General features: G+C 58.0%; 20 protein-coding genes. 8 read left to right on the forward strand and 12 right to left on the reverse strand.

Translation table 11 applies throughout. The features are described 5' to 3' along the window. Positions 1–185: 185 nt before the first annotated feature. From KGD89_RS19300 to KGD89_RS19315, 4 genes are all read right to left on the reverse strand, one after another. Positions 186–1,358: a PAS domain-containing sensor histidine kinase gene (locus tag KGD89_RS19300; protein WP_025261406.1), complete on the reverse strand. Its 1,173-nt coding sequence runs from the start codon at positions 1,356–1,358 to the stop codon at positions 186–188. Beyond that, on the reverse strand, positions 1,348–2,169 hold the full coding sequence (locus KGD89_RS19305; RefSeq protein ID WP_025261407.1) for an alpha/beta fold hydrolase: 822 nt from the start codon (positions 2,167–2,169) through the stop codon (positions 1,348–1,350). Before KGD89_RS19305 ends, KGD89_RS19300 begins: the two co-directional genes overlap by 11 nt. Before the next feature lie 83 nt (positions 2,170–2,252). Beyond that, positions 2,253–2,690, reverse strand: coding sequence for a nucleoside deaminase (locus tag KGD89_RS19310; protein WP_025261408.1), 438 nt, complete (start codon positions 2,688–2,690; stop codon positions 2,253–2,255). 35 nt (positions 2,691–2,725) lie between these two features. Beyond that, the gene (locus KGD89_RS19315; protein WP_095067563.1) at positions 2,726–3,187 is read right to left on the reverse strand and encodes a hypothetical protein; all 462 of its coding nucleotides are present in this window, start codon (positions 3,185–3,187) and stop codon (positions 2,726–2,728) included. Between the two features lie 207 nt (positions 3,188–3,394). Between KGD89_RS19315 and KGD89_RS19320 the strand changes: the two genes are divergently transcribed. Then, positions 3,395–3,808: a GNAT family N-acetyltransferase gene (locus KGD89_RS19320; protein WP_025261410.1), complete on the forward strand. Its 414-nt coding sequence runs from the start codon at positions 3,395–3,397 to the stop codon at positions 3,806–3,808. Position 3,809: 1 nt separating this feature from the next. Here KGD89_RS19320 and def read toward each other — a convergent pair whose 3' ends face one another. The 3 genes from def to KGD89_RS19335 form a co-directional block, all read right to left on the reverse strand. Then, the gene (def, locus tag KGD89_RS19325) at positions 3,810–4,349 is read right to left on the reverse strand and encodes a peptide deformylase (protein ID WP_025261411.1); all 540 of its coding nucleotides are present in this window, start codon (positions 4,347–4,349) and stop codon (positions 3,810–3,812) included. Between the two features lie 46 nt (positions 4,350–4,395). After that, entirely contained in the window at positions 4,396–5,358 is a 963-nt protein-coding gene (locus KGD89_RS19330; protein ID WP_025261412.1) for a YihY/virulence factor BrkB family protein, read from the reverse strand. 189 nt (positions 5,359–5,547) lie between these two features. Next, positions 5,548–5,739 (reverse strand): CsbD family protein, encoded by a 192-nt coding sequence (locus KGD89_RS19335; RefSeq protein WP_025261413.1) that lies wholly within the window; start codon positions 5,737–5,739, stop codon positions 5,548–5,550. 220 nt (positions 5,740–5,959) lie between these two features. On the opposite strand from KGD89_RS19335, the gene KGD89_RS19340 reads away from it, so the two are divergent. Beyond that, on the forward strand, positions 5,960–6,340 hold the full coding sequence (locus KGD89_RS19340) for a hypothetical protein (RefSeq protein WP_025261414.1): 381 nt from the start codon (positions 5,960–5,962) through the stop codon (positions 6,338–6,340). Positions 6,341–6,345: 5 nt separating this feature from the next. On the opposite strand, the gene KGD89_RS19345 is transcribed toward KGD89_RS19340, so the two are convergent. Next, the gene (locus KGD89_RS19345; protein WP_025261415.1) at positions 6,346–6,747 is read right to left on the reverse strand and encodes a DUF2177 family protein; all 402 of its coding nucleotides are present in this window, start codon (positions 6,745–6,747) and stop codon (positions 6,346–6,348) included. Between the two features lie 14 nt (positions 6,748–6,761). After that, positions 6,762–7,598 (reverse strand): CvfB family protein, encoded by an 837-nt coding sequence (locus tag KGD89_RS19350; RefSeq protein WP_025261416.1) that lies wholly within the window; start codon positions 7,596–7,598, stop codon positions 6,762–6,764. A gap of 297 nt (positions 7,599–7,895) precedes the next feature. On the opposite strand from KGD89_RS19350, the gene KGD89_RS19355 reads away from it, so the two are divergent. The 4 genes from KGD89_RS19355 (at position 7,896) to KGD89_RS19370 (ending at position 10,618) form a co-directional block, all read left to right on the forward strand. Next, the gene (locus KGD89_RS19355) at positions 7,896–8,084 is read left to right on the forward strand and encodes a hypothetical protein (protein WP_025261417.1); all 189 of its coding nucleotides are present in this window, start codon (positions 7,896–7,898) and stop codon (positions 8,082–8,084) included. Between the two features lie 152 nt (positions 8,085–8,236). Further along, positions 8,237–8,752, forward strand: a complete 516-nt coding sequence (locus KGD89_RS19360) for a hypothetical protein (protein WP_025261418.1) — start codon at positions 8,237–8,239, stop codon at positions 8,750–8,752. Between the two features lie 145 nt (positions 8,753–8,897). Further along, positions 8,898–9,626, forward strand: coding sequence for a TorF family putative porin (locus KGD89_RS19365; protein ID WP_025261419.1), 729 nt, complete (start codon positions 8,898–8,900; stop codon positions 9,624–9,626). Positions 9,627–9,733: 107 nt separating this feature from the next. Beyond that, complete coding sequence (locus KGD89_RS19370; protein WP_025261420.1) at positions 9,734–10,618, forward strand: DUF6279 family lipoprotein; 885 nt, start codon at positions 9,734–9,736, stop codon at positions 10,616–10,618. On the opposite strand, the gene KGD89_RS19375 is transcribed toward KGD89_RS19370, so the two are convergent. After that, positions 10,606–10,995 carry a hypothetical protein gene (locus tag KGD89_RS19375; RefSeq protein WP_025261421.1) on the reverse strand — a complete coding sequence of 130 codons (390 nt, stop codon included), beginning with the start codon at positions 10,993–10,995 and terminating at the stop codon, positions 10,606–10,608. The genes KGD89_RS19370 and KGD89_RS19375 overlap by 13 nt on opposite strands. Before the next feature lie 172 nt (positions 10,996–11,167). Next, entirely contained in the window at positions 11,168–12,508 is a 1,341-nt protein-coding gene (locus tag KGD89_RS19380; RefSeq protein ID WP_025261422.1) for a DEAD/DEAH box helicase, read from the reverse strand. A gap of 307 nt (positions 12,509–12,815) precedes the next feature. On the opposite strand from KGD89_RS19380, the gene KGD89_RS19385 reads away from it, so the two are divergent. After that, positions 12,816–14,213, forward strand: coding sequence for an MATE family efflux transporter (locus KGD89_RS19385; RefSeq protein WP_025261423.1), 1,398 nt, complete (start codon positions 12,816–12,818; stop codon positions 14,211–14,213). A gap of 7 nt (positions 14,214–14,220) precedes the next feature. Here KGD89_RS19385 and KGD89_RS19390 read toward each other — a convergent pair whose 3' ends face one another. Continuing rightward, positions 14,221–14,670, reverse strand: a complete 450-nt coding sequence (locus tag KGD89_RS19390) for a MarR family winged helix-turn-helix transcriptional regulator (protein ID WP_025261424.1) — start codon at positions 14,668–14,670, stop codon at positions 14,221–14,223. Between the two features lie 127 nt (positions 14,671–14,797). Between KGD89_RS19390 and KGD89_RS19395 the strand changes: the two genes are divergently transcribed. Then, complete coding sequence (locus KGD89_RS19395) at positions 14,798–14,941, forward strand: DUF2256 domain-containing protein (RefSeq protein WP_074568822.1); 144 nt, start codon at positions 14,798–14,800, stop codon at positions 14,939–14,941. The last annotated feature ends 7 nt before the right edge of the window (positions 14,942–14,948 follow it).

Raw genomic sequence — 14,948 nt, forward strand, 5'->3', positions numbered from 1 at the left:
CCCTCAAGGGAAATGGTTAGGCTTTGATAGCGATTGGGTTGTCAGGTTCGGTCTTGCATGGCAGATGAGCAAGTTTATAACGAGGGAGTTTGTAACAAGGATGGTCTGAAGCCGTGTCAGAGAGCCTTCGCGAATGAATTCCCCACGCACGCACTGTAGGAGATTCATCCGCGAAAAGGTCGACCTCAGGCTCTCTGCGGAATACTCGCGGTGAAGGTCGTGCCATGTTCGGGGCTGGAGAGGACGATCACATCGCCCAGATGCGCCCGGACAATCTCCCGGACAATGAACAACCCCAGCCCGACACTGCGACTTTCATCGGTATCACTGGCGCTGCGCACGGCTGGCTCGAACAGGCTCTCGATCTGCTCGGGCGGTATCGGCTCACCGAAGTTATGCACCGACAGGCGCATCAAGTGCGGCTCCAGAGTCGAGGTCACCACGATTTCTCCATCTACCGAACCGTAGTTGATGGCATTGGCAACCAGGTTGCCGATGACCTGCCCCAGACGGTCGGCATCTGCATGGCATGGGCCCTCGCCTTCACGGCGATGAGTGATGACATGGCCAGGGAATGACTGACGCAACTCTTCGACACTGCGCTCCGTCACTGCATGCAGATCAATGGCCTGAGGCGTGACCGAAATGCCGCGCCCGACCCTGGCATCGGTGAAGTCCAGGAGGTCGACGATCATGCGCTGGGCTCGGTCAGTCGCATGATTGATATGGCCCAGCATGCGTTCCTGTCGAGGCTTCAAAGCGCTGCGACCCAGCAGACCGGAGGCCATCTTGATCGCCGCCAGCGGGTTGCGCAGGTCGTGACTGAAAATGCTCACCATCTGCTCGGCAAAGATCGCCCGGATTTCCGCTTCGACATGGGCCAGACGCAAGCGGTTGCGGGCCGACGTCAGCTCGGTCTGGACACTCATCTGTTGCAGCAGCAACTCTTCGGCAAGTTTTTGCGCCGCCAGCAGCTCACGTTCGTATTTGTTGCGTTCTTCGGCGATAAACAGCGCCAGCTCATTGAAAAAGACGCCGTCATGTTCCCGGCGTATGCCATTGAGCATCATCGGAATGGAGCGACCGTCCGCATGAATCAGCTCAAGTTTGACTTCGGCAACCGAGCCCCGGGCATGGAGCAACGGCGCCCAGTGAGTCTGATGGAAAATCTTGCCCGCCATGTTCAGCAGGTCTTGAAACCGCCGCCCCAGCAGCGCCTCGCGCTCCACACCCAGCCAGACGCAGAAGGTCTGGTTGACCCGCTCGATGGTGCCGTTTTCCCGAGTCAGCAACAAACCACAGGGAGCGCCCTCGAACAGGTCGTCGCCGTCAGGTACGGCAGGCGCATCAGATGACATGTTCTGCATATCCAAAAGGTTGCAAAAACTCACCCATTGCTGCGACACAGGCCTTGGGAGCACTCATATGAGGGTAATGACCCACGTTTTCGATCACACGCAATGTACTGTTCTCAATGACACGGTTGAGGTATTCGCCCACCTGGACGGGAACGATCATGTCATCACTGCATTGCAGAATCAGGGTCTGGCTGGAAAAACCCTCTACGTCCTTGCGGTGGTCAGACATGAAGGTCACGCGGGCAAACTGCTTGGCGATATCGGCGTTGGTGCTACAGAAACTGTCAGCCAGTTCCTCGCCCAGCTCAGGCCGGTCGGCAGACCCCATGAGCGTCGGCGCCATGGTGCTGGACCAGCCCAGGTAGTTGCTTTCCAGGGTATGCAGCAATGAGTCGATGTCCGTGCGGCTGAAACCGCCCACGTAGCCTTCATCATCAAGGTAGCGCGGCGACGGGCCGACCATGATGTGCGCGGCAAAACGGCCGGGCTCCTGGAGTTCGGCCAGTACGGCGATCATGGCGCTGACCGAGTGCCCGACATGAATCACCGGGCCGGGATTGGCGAAATCACGGACCACTTCCAGCAGATCGCTGGCATAGCCGCGCAGGGAGGCGTATTTGTGCGGGATGTAAGCCGACAGTTCGGACTTGCCACTGCCCACCAGGTCGAACAGCACGACCTTGAAATGCTTGGCAAATACAGGCGCAATAAAGCGCCACATGTTCTGGTTGCAACCAAAACCGTGAGCAAAAATCAATGTGGCCGGTCCATCGCCCATGACGTTTACGTTATTGCGTCGCTGAACCGGCATTACGGGCTCCGTGCTTCATGAAGTAACTGAGCCGAGATTATCACCCTTCAGAGAGCCCGCGAAGGCTTGCTAGCATAAAGCCTTTATTCGCCGATATCTTCACTCCACAGTTCGGGCTTGCTGGCGATAAAACCGTGCATCATGTGCTGGCATGTCGTGTCGTGAAGCACATCGACTTGCACCCCGCGAGAGCGCAACAGCTCTTCCTCGCCCATGAATGTCTCGTTTTCTCCCACGATGACCTTGCCGATGCCGTAGAGCAGAATAGCCCCGCTGCACATCGCACAAGGCGACAAGGTGGTGTAGAGCACCGAATCCCGGTAGACACTGGCAGGCTGGCGGCCGGCGTTTTCCAGTGCGTCCATCTCGCCATGCTTGATGGCGCTGCCCTCCTGAACCCGACGATTGTGTCCACGGCCAATGATCTTGCCATCGTGAACGATGACCGAACCGATAGGAATCCCGCCCTCAGCCAATCCCTGTTGCGCCTCGTCAATGGCGGCCTGCATGAATAGGTCCATGGTGTTTTCCTCGCTTTCGCTGTTTCTTTCAGTACCTAGCGGGCGAGCGACTTCTGCGCATTGCCCAGTGCTTGGGCAACGAAGGTCTTCAGCAGTTCGGATGAACGCTCTTTCATCCGGGCGCCGACTTCGTTGTTCCTGGCCTTGAGTTTGTTCATCAAGGGCAAGGAGCCGCTGCCTTCATTAAGGGACTGCAATTCCTGCGCCGAAAAGGACTGGGCATAGGCGGACGCAAGGTTGCGGTCCCATTGCACCTGGTAAGTGGGCTGCAGGCGTTGCAGTTCTTTCTGCACCAGATCCTGAGCCTGAATCTTGCCAATCGATTCCACGATGCTGCCAAAGGTGACGGTGCGTGAAGCGACCTGATAACCCAGCCAGCCCAGACTGTCGCCCAGGTGGCGCTCCTGAACGAACAGCAGCGCCGTATCGTCCGCCTCATCGGCATGAGCGTTCTGGGCCAGCGCCCAACTCAGCAGCAGGCTGCATCCCAGGAACATCAGGCGTGTCCTGGATACAACGGGCAGACCGCGATGGTCGTTCATGGCCTCCTCCTGAGATGAATTGACTGAACGTTTGAACTTAACAGTTAATCCGCGCTTTACCAGAGTCGGGGTCGTATCCCGGCGATTCATGCCGCTATCAGGAATATCTGTCTGCCAGGTCGATGATTTATGCTTGCCCGCCTCGAAGATCAGAGCCCGATCATGCCCGACATTCAGTTCAGCACCCTGCCCGACACCTGCCGCCCTTTGCTGGACAAGTTCTACCGCGAACACAAGTCCTCCATGCGCGCAGTGCCTCGCGGAACGCTGTGGGTGGCGAAGCAAACGCAGATCGTCGGCGCCCTTTGCCTGAGCGAAGTCGCTGACGGGCATTGGCTGACGGGGCTTTTCGTGGACCCGCAACTGCGTGGCCAGGCCATTGCCCGCCGTCTGATAGGCCATGCAGTGGAGCCATTGAACGGTCCGGTCTGGCTGTTCTGCCATCCGGACCTTCAGGCGTTCTATGCAGTGAGCGGTTTCGAGACGGCCCGGAGGCTGCCGCATTCACTGGGCGAAAAGTTCATGCGCTTCAGCCGCAGCAAGGCGCTGGTTGCCTTGTGCAGGACCGGCGCTTGAGTCACTCGTCGGCGTTGGGGTCCATGTCCGGGAACATGACCTCGATAAAGCCGAACTTGCTGAAATCCGTGATGCGCGAAGGGTACAGACGGCCGATCAGGTGATCGCATTCGTGCTGGACCACGCGGGCATGAAAACCCTGGGCGGTGCGCTGGATCGGCTGGCCGTCCGGGTCAAAGCCTTCGTAGCGAATGCTCTGGTAACGATCGACCATGCCCCGCAAGCCGGGCACCGACAGGCAACCTTCCCAGCCCGCTTCAAGGGTCGGGCTCAAAGGCGTGATCAGCGGGTTGAGCAGGATGGTCTGGGGCACGGCTTCGGCCTGGGGATAGCGCTCGCTGCGCTCGAAGCCGAATATCACCAGTTGCAGATCGACGCCGATCTGCGGTGCCGCAAGGCCGACGCCGCCGACACTTTCCATGGTCTCGAACATGTCGGCAATCAGCGTCTTGAGTTCGCTGCTGCCAAACATCTCACGGGGCACAGGCGGCGCAATGAGCAACAAGCGCTCGTCGCCCATCTTCAGAATGTTGCGGATCATGATGAGTGTCGGTCTCTCGAACGAAAAGGCGATTCTGGACCCTGATTCAGGATTCGTCAGCCTTTAATGTGCCATGTACCGAATGATCGCGCCCCAGCCCGGAAACATGCTGCTTGGTGGTTGAGTGTACGCCATTGTCGCCGGCCTCTTTCTCTCCGGCATCCTTGCCCTCTTGGGACATGTGCTCGATCACGGCATTCATCTCGGCACCGAGCAGCAGTACCGCCGCCGATATGTAGAAATACAGCAACAGCACAATGATCGCGCCGATGCTGCCGTACATGGCGTTGTAGTCGGCAAAAGTCTTCACATAGAAGCCAAAGCCCAGCGACGCGATGATCCACACCACCACGGCCAGTACGGAACCGGGAGTGATGAAGCGGAACTCCTGCTTCACGTCAGGCATGACGTAATAGATCAAGGCCACGGCAATCATCAGCAGCAGGATGATCATCGGCCAGCGCAGGACGGTCCAGAGCGTGACGATGAATTCCTCCATGCCGATCTGCGAAGCGAACCAGCTCATGACCTGCGGGCCGACCACCATGAACCCTGCAGCAGCCAGCAACATGCCAGCGATGCCCACGGTGTAGAGGATCGATAACGGAAAACGCTTCCAGATAGGCCGCCCTTCAACGACGTCGTAGGCCGCGTTCATGGCGCTCATCATCAGGCGCACGCCTGCCGACGCAGTCCATAACGCAACAACGATACCGATGGACAGCAAGCCGCCCTTGGATTGTTGCAACTGATCGATTACCGGGTTGACCTGCTCCAGCGCCTGAGGTGGCAGAACCAGCTCAGACTGAAGACGCAGCCAGGAGAAGAAGTCCGGCAGGTGCAGGAAACCGATCAGGGCAATCAGAAACAACAGGAACGGAAACAGCGAAAACAGCATCTGGTAGGCCAGTGCCGATGCGTAGGTAGACATCTCGTCATCGAGAAACTCAGTGACGGTACGAACCATCACTTTGCCCAGTGGCAACTGACGCATGTGAGGAAAGATCATGGCGTCTCCTTGCGCTAAAAACCCGAATACATTACATCGCCCGACCGACAAACGCTGCGATTATGCGGCTGCCCATATGCCAGTAGCATTGCACTGGCGTCAAATGGACTGGGCGAGTTGTAAAAGGTTTCAAGGCCATGATGGATAAAGGCCACCTAGGCGATGACCTTTATCCGTTCTCCTTCAGGGCTACGCCTTGTCTACACCCTTTTTCAGTACTTCCTTGGTTTTACCTTTGGCTTGCTGGGCTTCGCCCTTGAGTTCCTGCGCCTTGCCTTCGGCCTTCAACCTGTTGTTGTCGGTCGCCTTGCCGATGCCTTGCTTGACGTTACCAGCCACTTCATTAGCTTTGCCTTTGATTTTGTCGCCAGTACTGCTCATGACGTTTCTCCCGGGTCTTGAAGACCGTTCTGAAATCAAATGTCGTAACCTCGACAAGAAAATTGACCGGAGGCCGTCGCGCAGAGTTTCAATTATTTTCTGACCAAAGCATGCCGTTCGTCCGCTGATGGGCAGGCCTTGTTTACGGTGTTTGTGCGAGAATGCGCGTCGCAGTCAGTCTGTGCCCGGCACACTGAACAAACCGATTCACAGGAACGTTATGAAACTCGATAAAAAGCTGGCCATCGCACGCAGGAACCAGGATCTGGGCGGCGCAGTGCTGGGCATCAACAACACCCATTTCGCCATTCTGGACACCAAGCGCAACATCTGGTGGTTCGACCTGCCTGTGACACGCCTGCAAGTGGGCCAGTACGAGTGGCTGCACCTGCTGCTGCACACCCCGGCGACCGATCAGTTGCTGCACCTGAAGGTGACCACCGTCTTCATGCGTGATCACATGGAAGGCCTGGAAGTGCGCAACGCTGGCAAACGCAAGCCGACCGTGAGCCTGGAACTGAGCGCCGACAAGGACTCGTTCCTCAAAGACATGCGCCCCAAGGGCAGCAACCTGAGCTTTGCGGGTTTTCTGCAGAAGTAAGACGTTCAGGCCAGGCGGCGTGTCGCCAGATACCCCGCCGTTGCGGCCAGGGCTGAAACCACAGTCCCCCAGGCCAGATCGACAAGGGCCAACTGGGCAGGCCAGCCTTGCAAGGTCGCCCAGTTGGTCAGATCGTAAGTGCCATAGGCGATCAGCCCCAACAGCCCGCCATAGAGGGTTGCATGCCCCGTGCGCTGCACCTTGAGCGCGGGCAGGACCGCAAATATCACCAGCCCCGCCCCATACAGCAGATAGAACACCACTGCAGGCCCGAGCAGTGGCGTGGCCAGCATCAGCGACCCGAGCCAGTCACGATAGGTCGAGCCCATGAGCAATCCCAGCCAGACACCGTCCAGGATCAGAAAAGCCAGAAGCGTACCGAAGTAAGCCGTGAGGATTTTTTTCATGGGCGCACCCTGTATCAGGTCAGTTCGATACGGTCAGGGTGAATCACAATCTGACCTTGTTTATACAAGGCACCAATCGCTTTCTTGAAGTTCCCTTTGCTGACACCGAACAGACCGCTGATGACCTGTGGATCACTCTTGTCGCTGACCGGCAGCACGCCGTTGTTCTCACGCAATTTGGCGAGGATCTTGGCGTTCAGGCTGTCAGCGGCTTCGGCACCCACGGGCTGCAGGCTCAGGCTGATATTGCCATCGGAGCGAACTTCCTTGATGAAGCCTTTTTCCTGTTTGCCGGGGCGCAGGAACTTGAACACTTCGTTCTTGTGGATCAGGCCCCAGTGCTTGTTGTTGATGATCGCCTTGAAGCCCATGTCGGTGGCTTCGGCAACCAGCAGGTCGACTTCCTGACCAGCGCTGTAATGGGCAGGCGTCTTGTCCAGGTAGCGATCCAGGCGTGCAGTGGCGGTGATGCGCCGCGTTTTCTTGTCCAGATAGACATGAACCACGCAATAATCTCCAGCCTGCAGGGTGCGCTTTTCTTCGGAGTACGGCAGCAGCAGGTCCTTGGGCAGCCCCCAGTCCAGGAACACGCCGATGCTGTTGACCTCGACCACCTTGAGGCTGGCGAACTCACCGACCTGAACCTTGGGTTTTTCAGTGGTGGCGAGCAGCTTGTCTTCGCTGTCCAGATAGACGAAAACGTTGAGCCAGTCTTCATCTTCGCAAGGAATATCCTTGGGGATATACCGATTGGGCAGCAGGATTTCGCCATCAGGCCCACCGTCCAGGTACAGGCCGAAGTTAGTGTGCTTGACCACTTGCAAGCTGTTGTAACGCCCGATTAAAGCCATTTGCAGATACCCTCATTACGTGGGCGGCATTCTACCCGACTTTGCGTCTGCATTCGCGCTGCACACGGCATGCGCTGCATGGCCGGGCCCCGCTCGTCAGTTGCCATGGTCAGCAGAAACTTTCGGCATCCATCGCGCCCCACCCCAACTCTTCATTAAAAACAGCCAGTTAAGCGCGCCATGACACGTTTCGATGCTTGTCGAGCCCGTCCGCTCATGCCACTCAAGCCCCAGATAAGCCAGCAGGAACCCGCCATTTCCTGTACGATGGCTGGCCGTACGAAGTTTATGAAGGTTATGGCAGTCATGCGTATCAAGGCATCCCACACCAAAGCAAAACCAGCTCCAGCCGTTGAAACGAGCGATTCGATCAATGCGCAGATCGCAGCTTTCCTCAAGTCCGGCGGCGAAATCCAGCAAATCGCCAAAGGCGTGAGCGGCCAGACCTTTACCCCGTCCAAGCACATCAACCTCGGCAAGAAGTAATTCTCCCCGACTGCTTTGCGGTTTCTATGCGCCTTGCCAAAACAGGGCGCTAGCTACACCTCCCGTCTCACTGCTAATCTCCTTCAGTATCTCCAAACCAAGAGCAGGAAACGCTCTGGTAGCAGACCCCTTTTGCTTTGCGGAATGCTTGAATGAAGAACTGGATGCTTTTCGGCGCTCTGATCTACCTCGGTGGTTGTGCCTCGCAGCACTGCGAAAACGGCCCCAATGAAAATCCCCACACTGACAGCCAGTGCCGTGCAGGCCACTTGCTGTATCAGCACGACATGCTTCAGGCCAAGCTGCTGATCAGCGAAGCGGATCGTGAAAACTATGAACTGGCCGAAGCCATGCTGCGACGCGCCGCCATCGACGATGCTTCCGGCGAAGCCGAGTTCTATCAGGCGATCCTGCTGATTCGCGAACAGGCCGATCAGAAGCAGATCATCGATCTGTTGCAGACCGCAGCCGACAAATACAAGCATCCTCTGGCCATTGCCCTGCTCTCCCAGCAACTGAGCATGAGTGATCCGAAAAAGTCCGAACGTTATCGCGCCGAGTATGCCGAGCTCGATGTTGCCAAGAGCGGCTACCCCTCGTTCGAGCAGGCTCTGGTAGTGATTCGCGGGCTGATCATCCCGCCCGGCGAGACAACAGCCAGCAACTGACGCTCCTGCGGATCGACGAACGGTCCGCATCCCCGGCATTTCATCGGTATGCTTGCGAGGCTCTAGCTCGCGGCTTGTGTCGGGCCCCTGCGCCGATTTCGATACGCCATTATGACCACACTCCTCGACGCACAAGGAGTGAGCCATGCTCAACCCTCGATTACAGATACTCGCCCTCGGCACCGTTCTGATGTGCCAGCAGGCCTTTGCCCAGGTCCTGGAGCGCAGCCTTGGCGACTTCAATCTGAAACTGGCGACTACCCCAGCGCGCAGCATGGCCCAAGGGCTGGTAACACCCAGCGGCAGCTCCGGCTCATTCCACGGAGGCCTGGACCTGACCCATGACAGCGGCTTTTACTTCGGTCAGTGGTCACCGAATATGGGATTTACCGAAGATACGTCCCTTGAAGTCGACTCGTACATGGGCTTCAAGAAACCCTTCGATAACACCCTGGGTTACGAGCTGGGGGTGATTCGCTACAGCTATCCCGATACCAGCCAGATCGACAGCCATGAGTTCTATGCCGGGTTGCGCGTGCTCAACAGCCGCGTTGGCGCGGCCTTCAGCAATGACGTCGGTACTCGCAACAGCACGGTCTTCATCGATCTGGGCGGGATCGAGCAACTGGGCCTCGGGGTTCGCATGCAATACGCCAATCACCAGTTCGATACGCCACAGGCCGGCGATGACGGTTCATTGATCACGGGCTTCAACGACTGGTCCCTGAACCTGTCGCGGCCATGGCTGGGAATCGACATGAACCTGATCTACAGCGGATCGAGCCTCAGCGGCAGTGATTGCAGCGTCTACAGCGGCCACAACCCGTATTGCGAAGGGACGTTCACCATCAAGGCCGTTCGCTCATTCTTCTAGGCCCTGTACGACACTTCCCGTAACCGGTTTTCCTGAAACGTCGCGAGTAAGTTGAACTGCCAGCCCCTACACTCCTCTACAGTCACTCAGCCTGTCCAGGAGTTGTCATGCATCGCTTCAAAGCCTTCATTACGCTGTTGATGGCCTTGCCATTGCTTGTTGCATGCAACCAGGTGGGCCTGGCGTATCGCAATCTGGACGTGATCATTCCCTGGACGCTCAGCGACTATCTGGACATGAACAGCCCCCAGAAAAGCTGGCTCGACGAACGCCTCAAACAGCATTTGAGCTGGCATTGCAGCACGCAACTGCCCGACTACCTGACGTGGTTCGATCGCCTTGAAGAAATGGTAAAGACCGATAAAGTCACCCAGGCCGAACTTGAAGCCCGCACCGAAGAAGCCAAGGAAGCCCTCGCTAAAATCTCCCGCCAGGTCACGCCTTCGGCTGTCGAGCTGCTGGCCCGCTTCGACGATAAACAGGTTCAGGAGATGCAGAACGCCTTCGCCAAGGACCAGCGCAAACAGGAAAAGAAATACCTGGACGACTCTCTGGAAAGACAGATCGCCGAACGCGCCGCACGCATGGAAAAGCGCATGACACCCTGGCTGGGCAAATTGAATCCGGCGCAGAAGGCACGGGTACAGACCTGGTCGGCGTCACTGGGCGAGCAGAGCCGGGGCTGGGTAGAAAACCGCGCCCGCTGGCAGAACCTGTTCCTGGCGACAGTACAGCAGCGTCAGGCCAAGGACTTTCCAGAACGCATCGCCGCGCTGCTGCAGAATCGCGATACCTTCTGGACCCCGGAATACCGCGAGAACTACAACAGGGCCGAGCACGCCGCGATTACGCTCATCGTGGACGTGGTCGGCCAGAGCACACCCGACCAGCGCAAATTGCTGCTGGCCAGGATCGCTGACATGCGTGAGGACTTCGCGGATCTGGATTGCCTGAAGGCCTCACAAAAGCATGACGGGGGTCAGGCCACCTGAGCCTTGGAGGCAACCTCATCGAAGGTCGCAGGGTCCAGCGCATCGGCCTGCTCGTCCAGCACCTGGCGCGGATGATCGTTGCCCGGAATGCTGCTGTCGATCATGGACAGCAGGCTTGAGCCGCGAGCTGTCAGGATAAAGTTGGTGCCGGTACCACCCTCGTCTTCAGGGCGCGGCTCGATGTAGCCGTGCTTGAGCAACAGCGCTTCCAGATCGGCCGCCTCGGTCTTGAGGTGATCCAGATTACCGACAGACTCGCCTTCGGCAGCCTTGGCAACCGCATGATCCTCGGCGTATTTGCGCGGGGCAAAGGACTCGCCAGCGCTGTTCTGTACTTCATGAAGCAGACGTTCGATAAGGTCCCAGTTATAAGCCATTTTGTAAAACCTCCGTCCAGCATGGATGAATAGCCCATGACATCCCGCCACGGGCTTGCTACTCAGAGGTTGTGACCTGTTGCGAGGGTGGCCGTTCAGCCGGGGAGATCGAAGGCTTCGCGAATAAATTCGCTCCTACTCTGCAGGAGCGAATTTATTCGTGAATGGCAGATTACTCAGCCGCAGGTGCCGGTGTGCTGCGTTTCTTCAACGGCGCCATGCCGTCCTTGCTTACCAGCGAATCCGACTTGGGACGGTTGACGGACTTGCGCTTGGTCGGTCCCTTGGCGGCAACTTTTTTCTTGTCGCCCTTGGTATCGGTCTTTTTCTTCTTGGTGCCGACAGCCTTGCCCGACGCCTTGACCTTCTTCGGTCCGCCGTAAGTGCCTTTGACTTCCTTGATGGTCCGACGCTCGAAGCTTTGCTTGAGGTAGCGTTCGATGCTGGACATCAGGTTCCAGTCACCGTGGCAGATCAGCGAAACCGCCAGACCTTCACTGCCCGCACGCCCGGTACGGCCAACGCGGTGAACATAGTCATCGCCGCTGCGTGGCATGTCGAAGTTGATGACCAGATCCAGGCCATCCACATCCAGACCACGAGCAGCCACGTCCGTGGCCACCAGGATTTTGGCGCCGCCCTGCTTCAGACGGTCGATAGCCGCTTTGCGGTCTTTCTGGTCCTTGTCGCCGTGCAGCACGAACGCCTTGTATTCCTGAGCAACCAGACGCCCGTACAGGCGGTCAGCCATGGCCTTGGTGTTGGTGAACACAATGGCTTTCTGGTAAGTCTCGTTGGCCAGCAGCCAGTTGAGAATCTGCTCTTTATGGACGTTGTGGTCAGCGGTGATGATCTGCTGACGGGTGCCGCTGGCCAGCTCGCTGACGTTATTGAGCTGCAGGTGCTGTGGGTCTTTCAGCACCTTGCGGATCATGTCCCGCAGGCCAGAACCGCCCGTGGTGGCCGAGAACAGCATGGTCTGCTGACGGTCGGCACATTCGCCCGCCAGACGCTCGACGTCTTCGGAGAAGCCCATGTCCAGCATGCGGTCGGCTTCGTCGAGGACCAGCACTTCAACCAGTTTGAGGTCCAGGTTGCCAGCGTTGAGGTGTTCAAGCAGACGGCCCGGGGTGCCGATCAGAATGTCCGGCACCTTGCGCAGCATCGCGGCCTGAACCTTGAAGTCTTCGCCACCGGTGATCAGGCCGGCCTTGATGAAGGTGAACTGCGAGAAACGCTCGACTTCCTTGAGGGTCTGCTGAGCCAGCTCGCGGGTCGGCAGCAGGATCACGGCGCGGATATCGACACGCACCCGAGCCGGACCGATCAGGCGGTTGAGGATCGGCAATACAAAAGCCGCGGTCTTGCCGCTACCGGTTTGCGCAGTCACCCGCAGGTCACGCCCTTGCAATGCCAGCGGAATAGCGGCGGCCTGCACAGGTGTAGGCTCGACAAATTTAAGCTCGGCCACAGCTTTAAGCAGGCGTTCGTGCAGGGCGAATTCGGAAAACACGGGTGCTACCTCGACGAAAAACAAAAATACAGCTGCATAGCGTAACGGTTTCGAGCGCCGGGGCCGAGTTTCTTTACCACTGTGGGTGGATTTTGTTGCTCGACCGGGCATTTAGCCGCGCTCTGCGAGGCCGGAATGCGCGAATCGGAGGGCATCGCTGGATGACCGGTATTGAGCATGCATGACAGACGATCAGTACCGGAAGATTGCCGGCAGCCTAAAAAATGGTCATATTGTGGGCATATGCCCATTAAATCAGTGGCACTTGCCTTGCTGCTGATGCCCTTGCACTGATACCGGATCTGCCATGTCAAAACTCCCCCCGGTGGTTGCTCAGCAACCCGCAGCGACAGCATCGCCCCCCACCAACTCTGCCCGCGAAAGACTCCTCACCGGGCCGATTCTTTCGACGTTACTGCTGCTCGCCTGGCCAACGGTCGCCGTACTGCTGGCACAGACCGCCGTGACCATGGCCGAGGCCTATTACGTAGGGCTTTTGGGAACGGCTGCATTGGCAGGTGTCGCCCTGGTATTTCCGTTCTACATGCTGATGGTGACGATGTCCGGCGGCGGAATCGGAAGCGGCGTGGCCTCGGCGGTAGCCCGTGCTTTTGGAGCGGGAAACGAACACGATGCCGATTCGCTGCTGATGCACTCCATCATTCTCGCGGTTTTCATCGGCCTGGCATTTACAGTGGCCGCGCTCCTGCTGGGGCCTTTTCTCTACCACGCCATGGGCGGGCGCAGCGAAGCCCTGGATGCGGCCCTGAAGTATTCCAACTATCTGTTTCTGGGCGCGGTGCCCATGTGGATCGTCAACATGATCACCGCATCGCTTCGTGGCTCGGGAAACGTAAAGATCCCCGCGCTCATCACACTCATAGGCGCAATCATTCTGATCCCGGCTTCCCCGGCGCTGATCTTCGGGTTTGGCCCGATCCCGGCAATGGGGATTGCAGGCGCTGGGACTGCCTTTGCCATCTTTTACGTGACGGCAGCGTTCTTTCTCGTGCACTACATGATGTCGGGCAAGTCAAACCTCACTATCCGCAAGGTTGCATTCGAGTGGCGCCTGATCAGGGAAATATTGAAAGTCGGCCTTCCTGCTGCGCTCAGCACCGTCATGACCAACCTGATTGTCATCCTGATCACCGGCGCAGTCGGCCTGGCGGGCACAGACGCCCTGGCCGCCTTCGGGATTGCTTCGCGCCTGGATTACGTGATGATTCCGCTGCTGTTCGGTTTATCGGCCGCAGTCTTGACGATGGTGGGCATCAACATAGGCGCAGGCAACACCGAGCGGGCCAGAAAGATTGCCTGGACCGGAATACTGGTCGGCACCGCTTTTGTCGGGGTCATTGGCTTGATCGTCGCTGTCTTCCCGATGCTGTGGTTGCAGTTTTTCAGCACCGACCCCGCCGTGCTGGAGCCCGCAAAAACCTATCTGCACATTGTGGCGCCATTTTATGCCGCACTCGGATTCGGCTTCGTCTTCGGGTTCGCCGCCCAAGGGGCTGGCCATGCAGGTGCGCCTTTCATTGCGATGACCACCCGCATGCTTCTGGCCACATCGTTGAGCTGGCTGGCCGCCTGGTATCTGGAGCCCCAACTGTCGAACATCGCCATTGCCACGGCTTTTTCGCTGGTGGCATACGCTCTGATCAGTTACTTCGCGATGCTCAAAGGGGTCATTCGAGCGTCATGAGCGGTCCTCACTCTTCGGTGAGAAGGCGTTCGTCATAGGCAATGCTGAGCAACGCCTTGCACAGCTCACCCGCCGCGTCCTCGCCGAAGGTCTTGAGAAACCGCTCCTGAGCCTGTCGCCACAAGATCCGGGCGTCGTGGAATGCCTTTTCCCCTTCGACCGTCGCCATGATCAGTCGACGTCGGCGATCGGCAAGGCTGGTTTGCTGCGCAACGAGCCCGTCGCGCTCAAGGGGTTTCAGGTTATGGCCCAATGAGGAGCGATCCAGAACCAGCGCATCGGCCAGTTCCTGCAAGGTAGGGGGTGATTTGGCCCGAGGAACCAGCTCTGCAAGAATCGCAAACTGGGTCGAGCGAAGCCCCGAAGGGGCCAGAGCATCATCATAAAGCTGAGTCAGCCGCCTTGAGGCCTTGCGCATTGCCGTCGCGTAGCAGCGCACGGGCGGTTGAACAGCCATTTTTGAAACGCTCTATTGATGTGGGACCTGCCGGAGTATAGCGAGGTCGACAGCTCCACCACCAATAGCAACTTGAACGACAATGTTCGTTTCCAGAAACCAGGCCTCACTGCGCGGAGAAGTCGATGTGAAAAAAAGTGAGCTACCAGTCAAAACCTGTGCGACTTGCGGACTGCCTTTCACCTGGCGCAAGAAATGGGCGCGCTGCTGGGATGAGGTGCGTTACTGCTCGGAGCGTTGTCGGCGACATAAACGTGTTGCCTGTAATTGAGTCGTCG

The organism is Pseudomonas cichorii (assembly GCF_018343775.1).
GTDB classification, from domain to species: Bacteria; Pseudomonadota; Gammaproteobacteria; order Pseudomonadales; family Pseudomonadaceae; genus Aquipseudomonas; species Aquipseudomonas cichorii.

Bases quoted from the DNA above. Each gene is read 5' to 3' on its own strand.
- KGD89_RS19300 (WP_025261406.1), bottom strand. From the start codon at position 1,358: ATGTCATCTGATGCGCCTGCCGTACCTGACGGCGACGACCTGTTCGAG.
- KGD89_RS19305 (WP_025261407.1), bottom strand. From the start codon at position 2,169: ATGCCGGTTCAGCGACGCAATAACGTAAACGTCATGGGCGATGGACCG.
- KGD89_RS19310 (WP_025261408.1), bottom strand. From the start codon at position 2,690: ATGGACCTATTCATGCAGGCCGCCATTGACGAGGCGCAACAGGGATTG.
- KGD89_RS19315 (WP_095067563.1), bottom strand. From the start codon at position 3,187: ATGTTCCTGGGATGCAGCCTGCTGCTGAGTTGGGCGCTGGCCCAGAAC.
- KGD89_RS19320 (WP_025261410.1), top strand. From the start codon at position 3,395: ATGCCCGACATTCAGTTCAGCACCCTGCCCGACACCTGCCGCCCTTTG.
- def (WP_025261411.1), bottom strand. From the start codon at position 4,349: ATGATCCGCAACATTCTGAAGATGGGCGACGAGCGCTTGTTGCTCATT.
- KGD89_RS19330 (WP_025261412.1), bottom strand. From the start codon at position 5,358: ATGATCTTTCCTCACATGCGTCAGTTGCCACTGGGCAAAGTGATGGTT.
- KGD89_RS19335 (WP_025261413.1), bottom strand. From the start codon at position 5,739: ATGAGCAGTACTGGCGACAAAATCAAAGGCAAAGCTAATGAAGTGGCT.
- KGD89_RS19340 (WP_025261414.1), top strand. From the start codon at position 5,960: ATGAAACTCGATAAAAAGCTGGCCATCGCACGCAGGAACCAGGATCTG.
- KGD89_RS19345 (WP_025261415.1), bottom strand. From the start codon at position 6,747: ATGAAAAAAATCCTCACGGCTTACTTCGGTACGCTTCTGGCTTTTCTG.
- KGD89_RS19350 (WP_025261416.1), bottom strand. From the start codon at position 7,598: ATGGCTTTAATCGGGCGTTACAACAGCTTGCAAGTGGTCAAGCACACT.
- KGD89_RS19355 (WP_025261417.1), top strand. From the start codon at position 7,896: ATGGCAGTCATGCGTATCAAGGCATCCCACACCAAAGCAAAACCAGCT.
- KGD89_RS19360 (WP_025261418.1), top strand. From the start codon at position 8,237: ATGAAGAACTGGATGCTTTTCGGCGCTCTGATCTACCTCGGTGGTTGT.
- KGD89_RS19365 (WP_025261419.1), top strand. From the start codon at position 8,898: ATGCTCAACCCTCGATTACAGATACTCGCCCTCGGCACCGTTCTGATG.
- KGD89_RS19370 (WP_025261420.1), top strand. From the start codon at position 9,734: ATGCATCGCTTCAAAGCCTTCATTACGCTGTTGATGGCCTTGCCATTG.
- KGD89_RS19375 (WP_025261421.1), bottom strand. From the start codon at position 10,995: ATGGCTTATAACTGGGACCTTATCGAACGTCTGCTTCATGAAGTACAG.
- KGD89_RS19385 (WP_025261423.1), top strand. From the start codon at position 12,816: ATGTCAAAACTCCCCCCGGTGGTTGCTCAGCAACCCGCAGCGACAGCA.
- KGD89_RS19390 (WP_025261424.1), bottom strand. From the start codon at position 14,670: ATGGCTGTTCAACCGCCCGTGCGCTGCTACGCGACGGCAATGCGCAAG.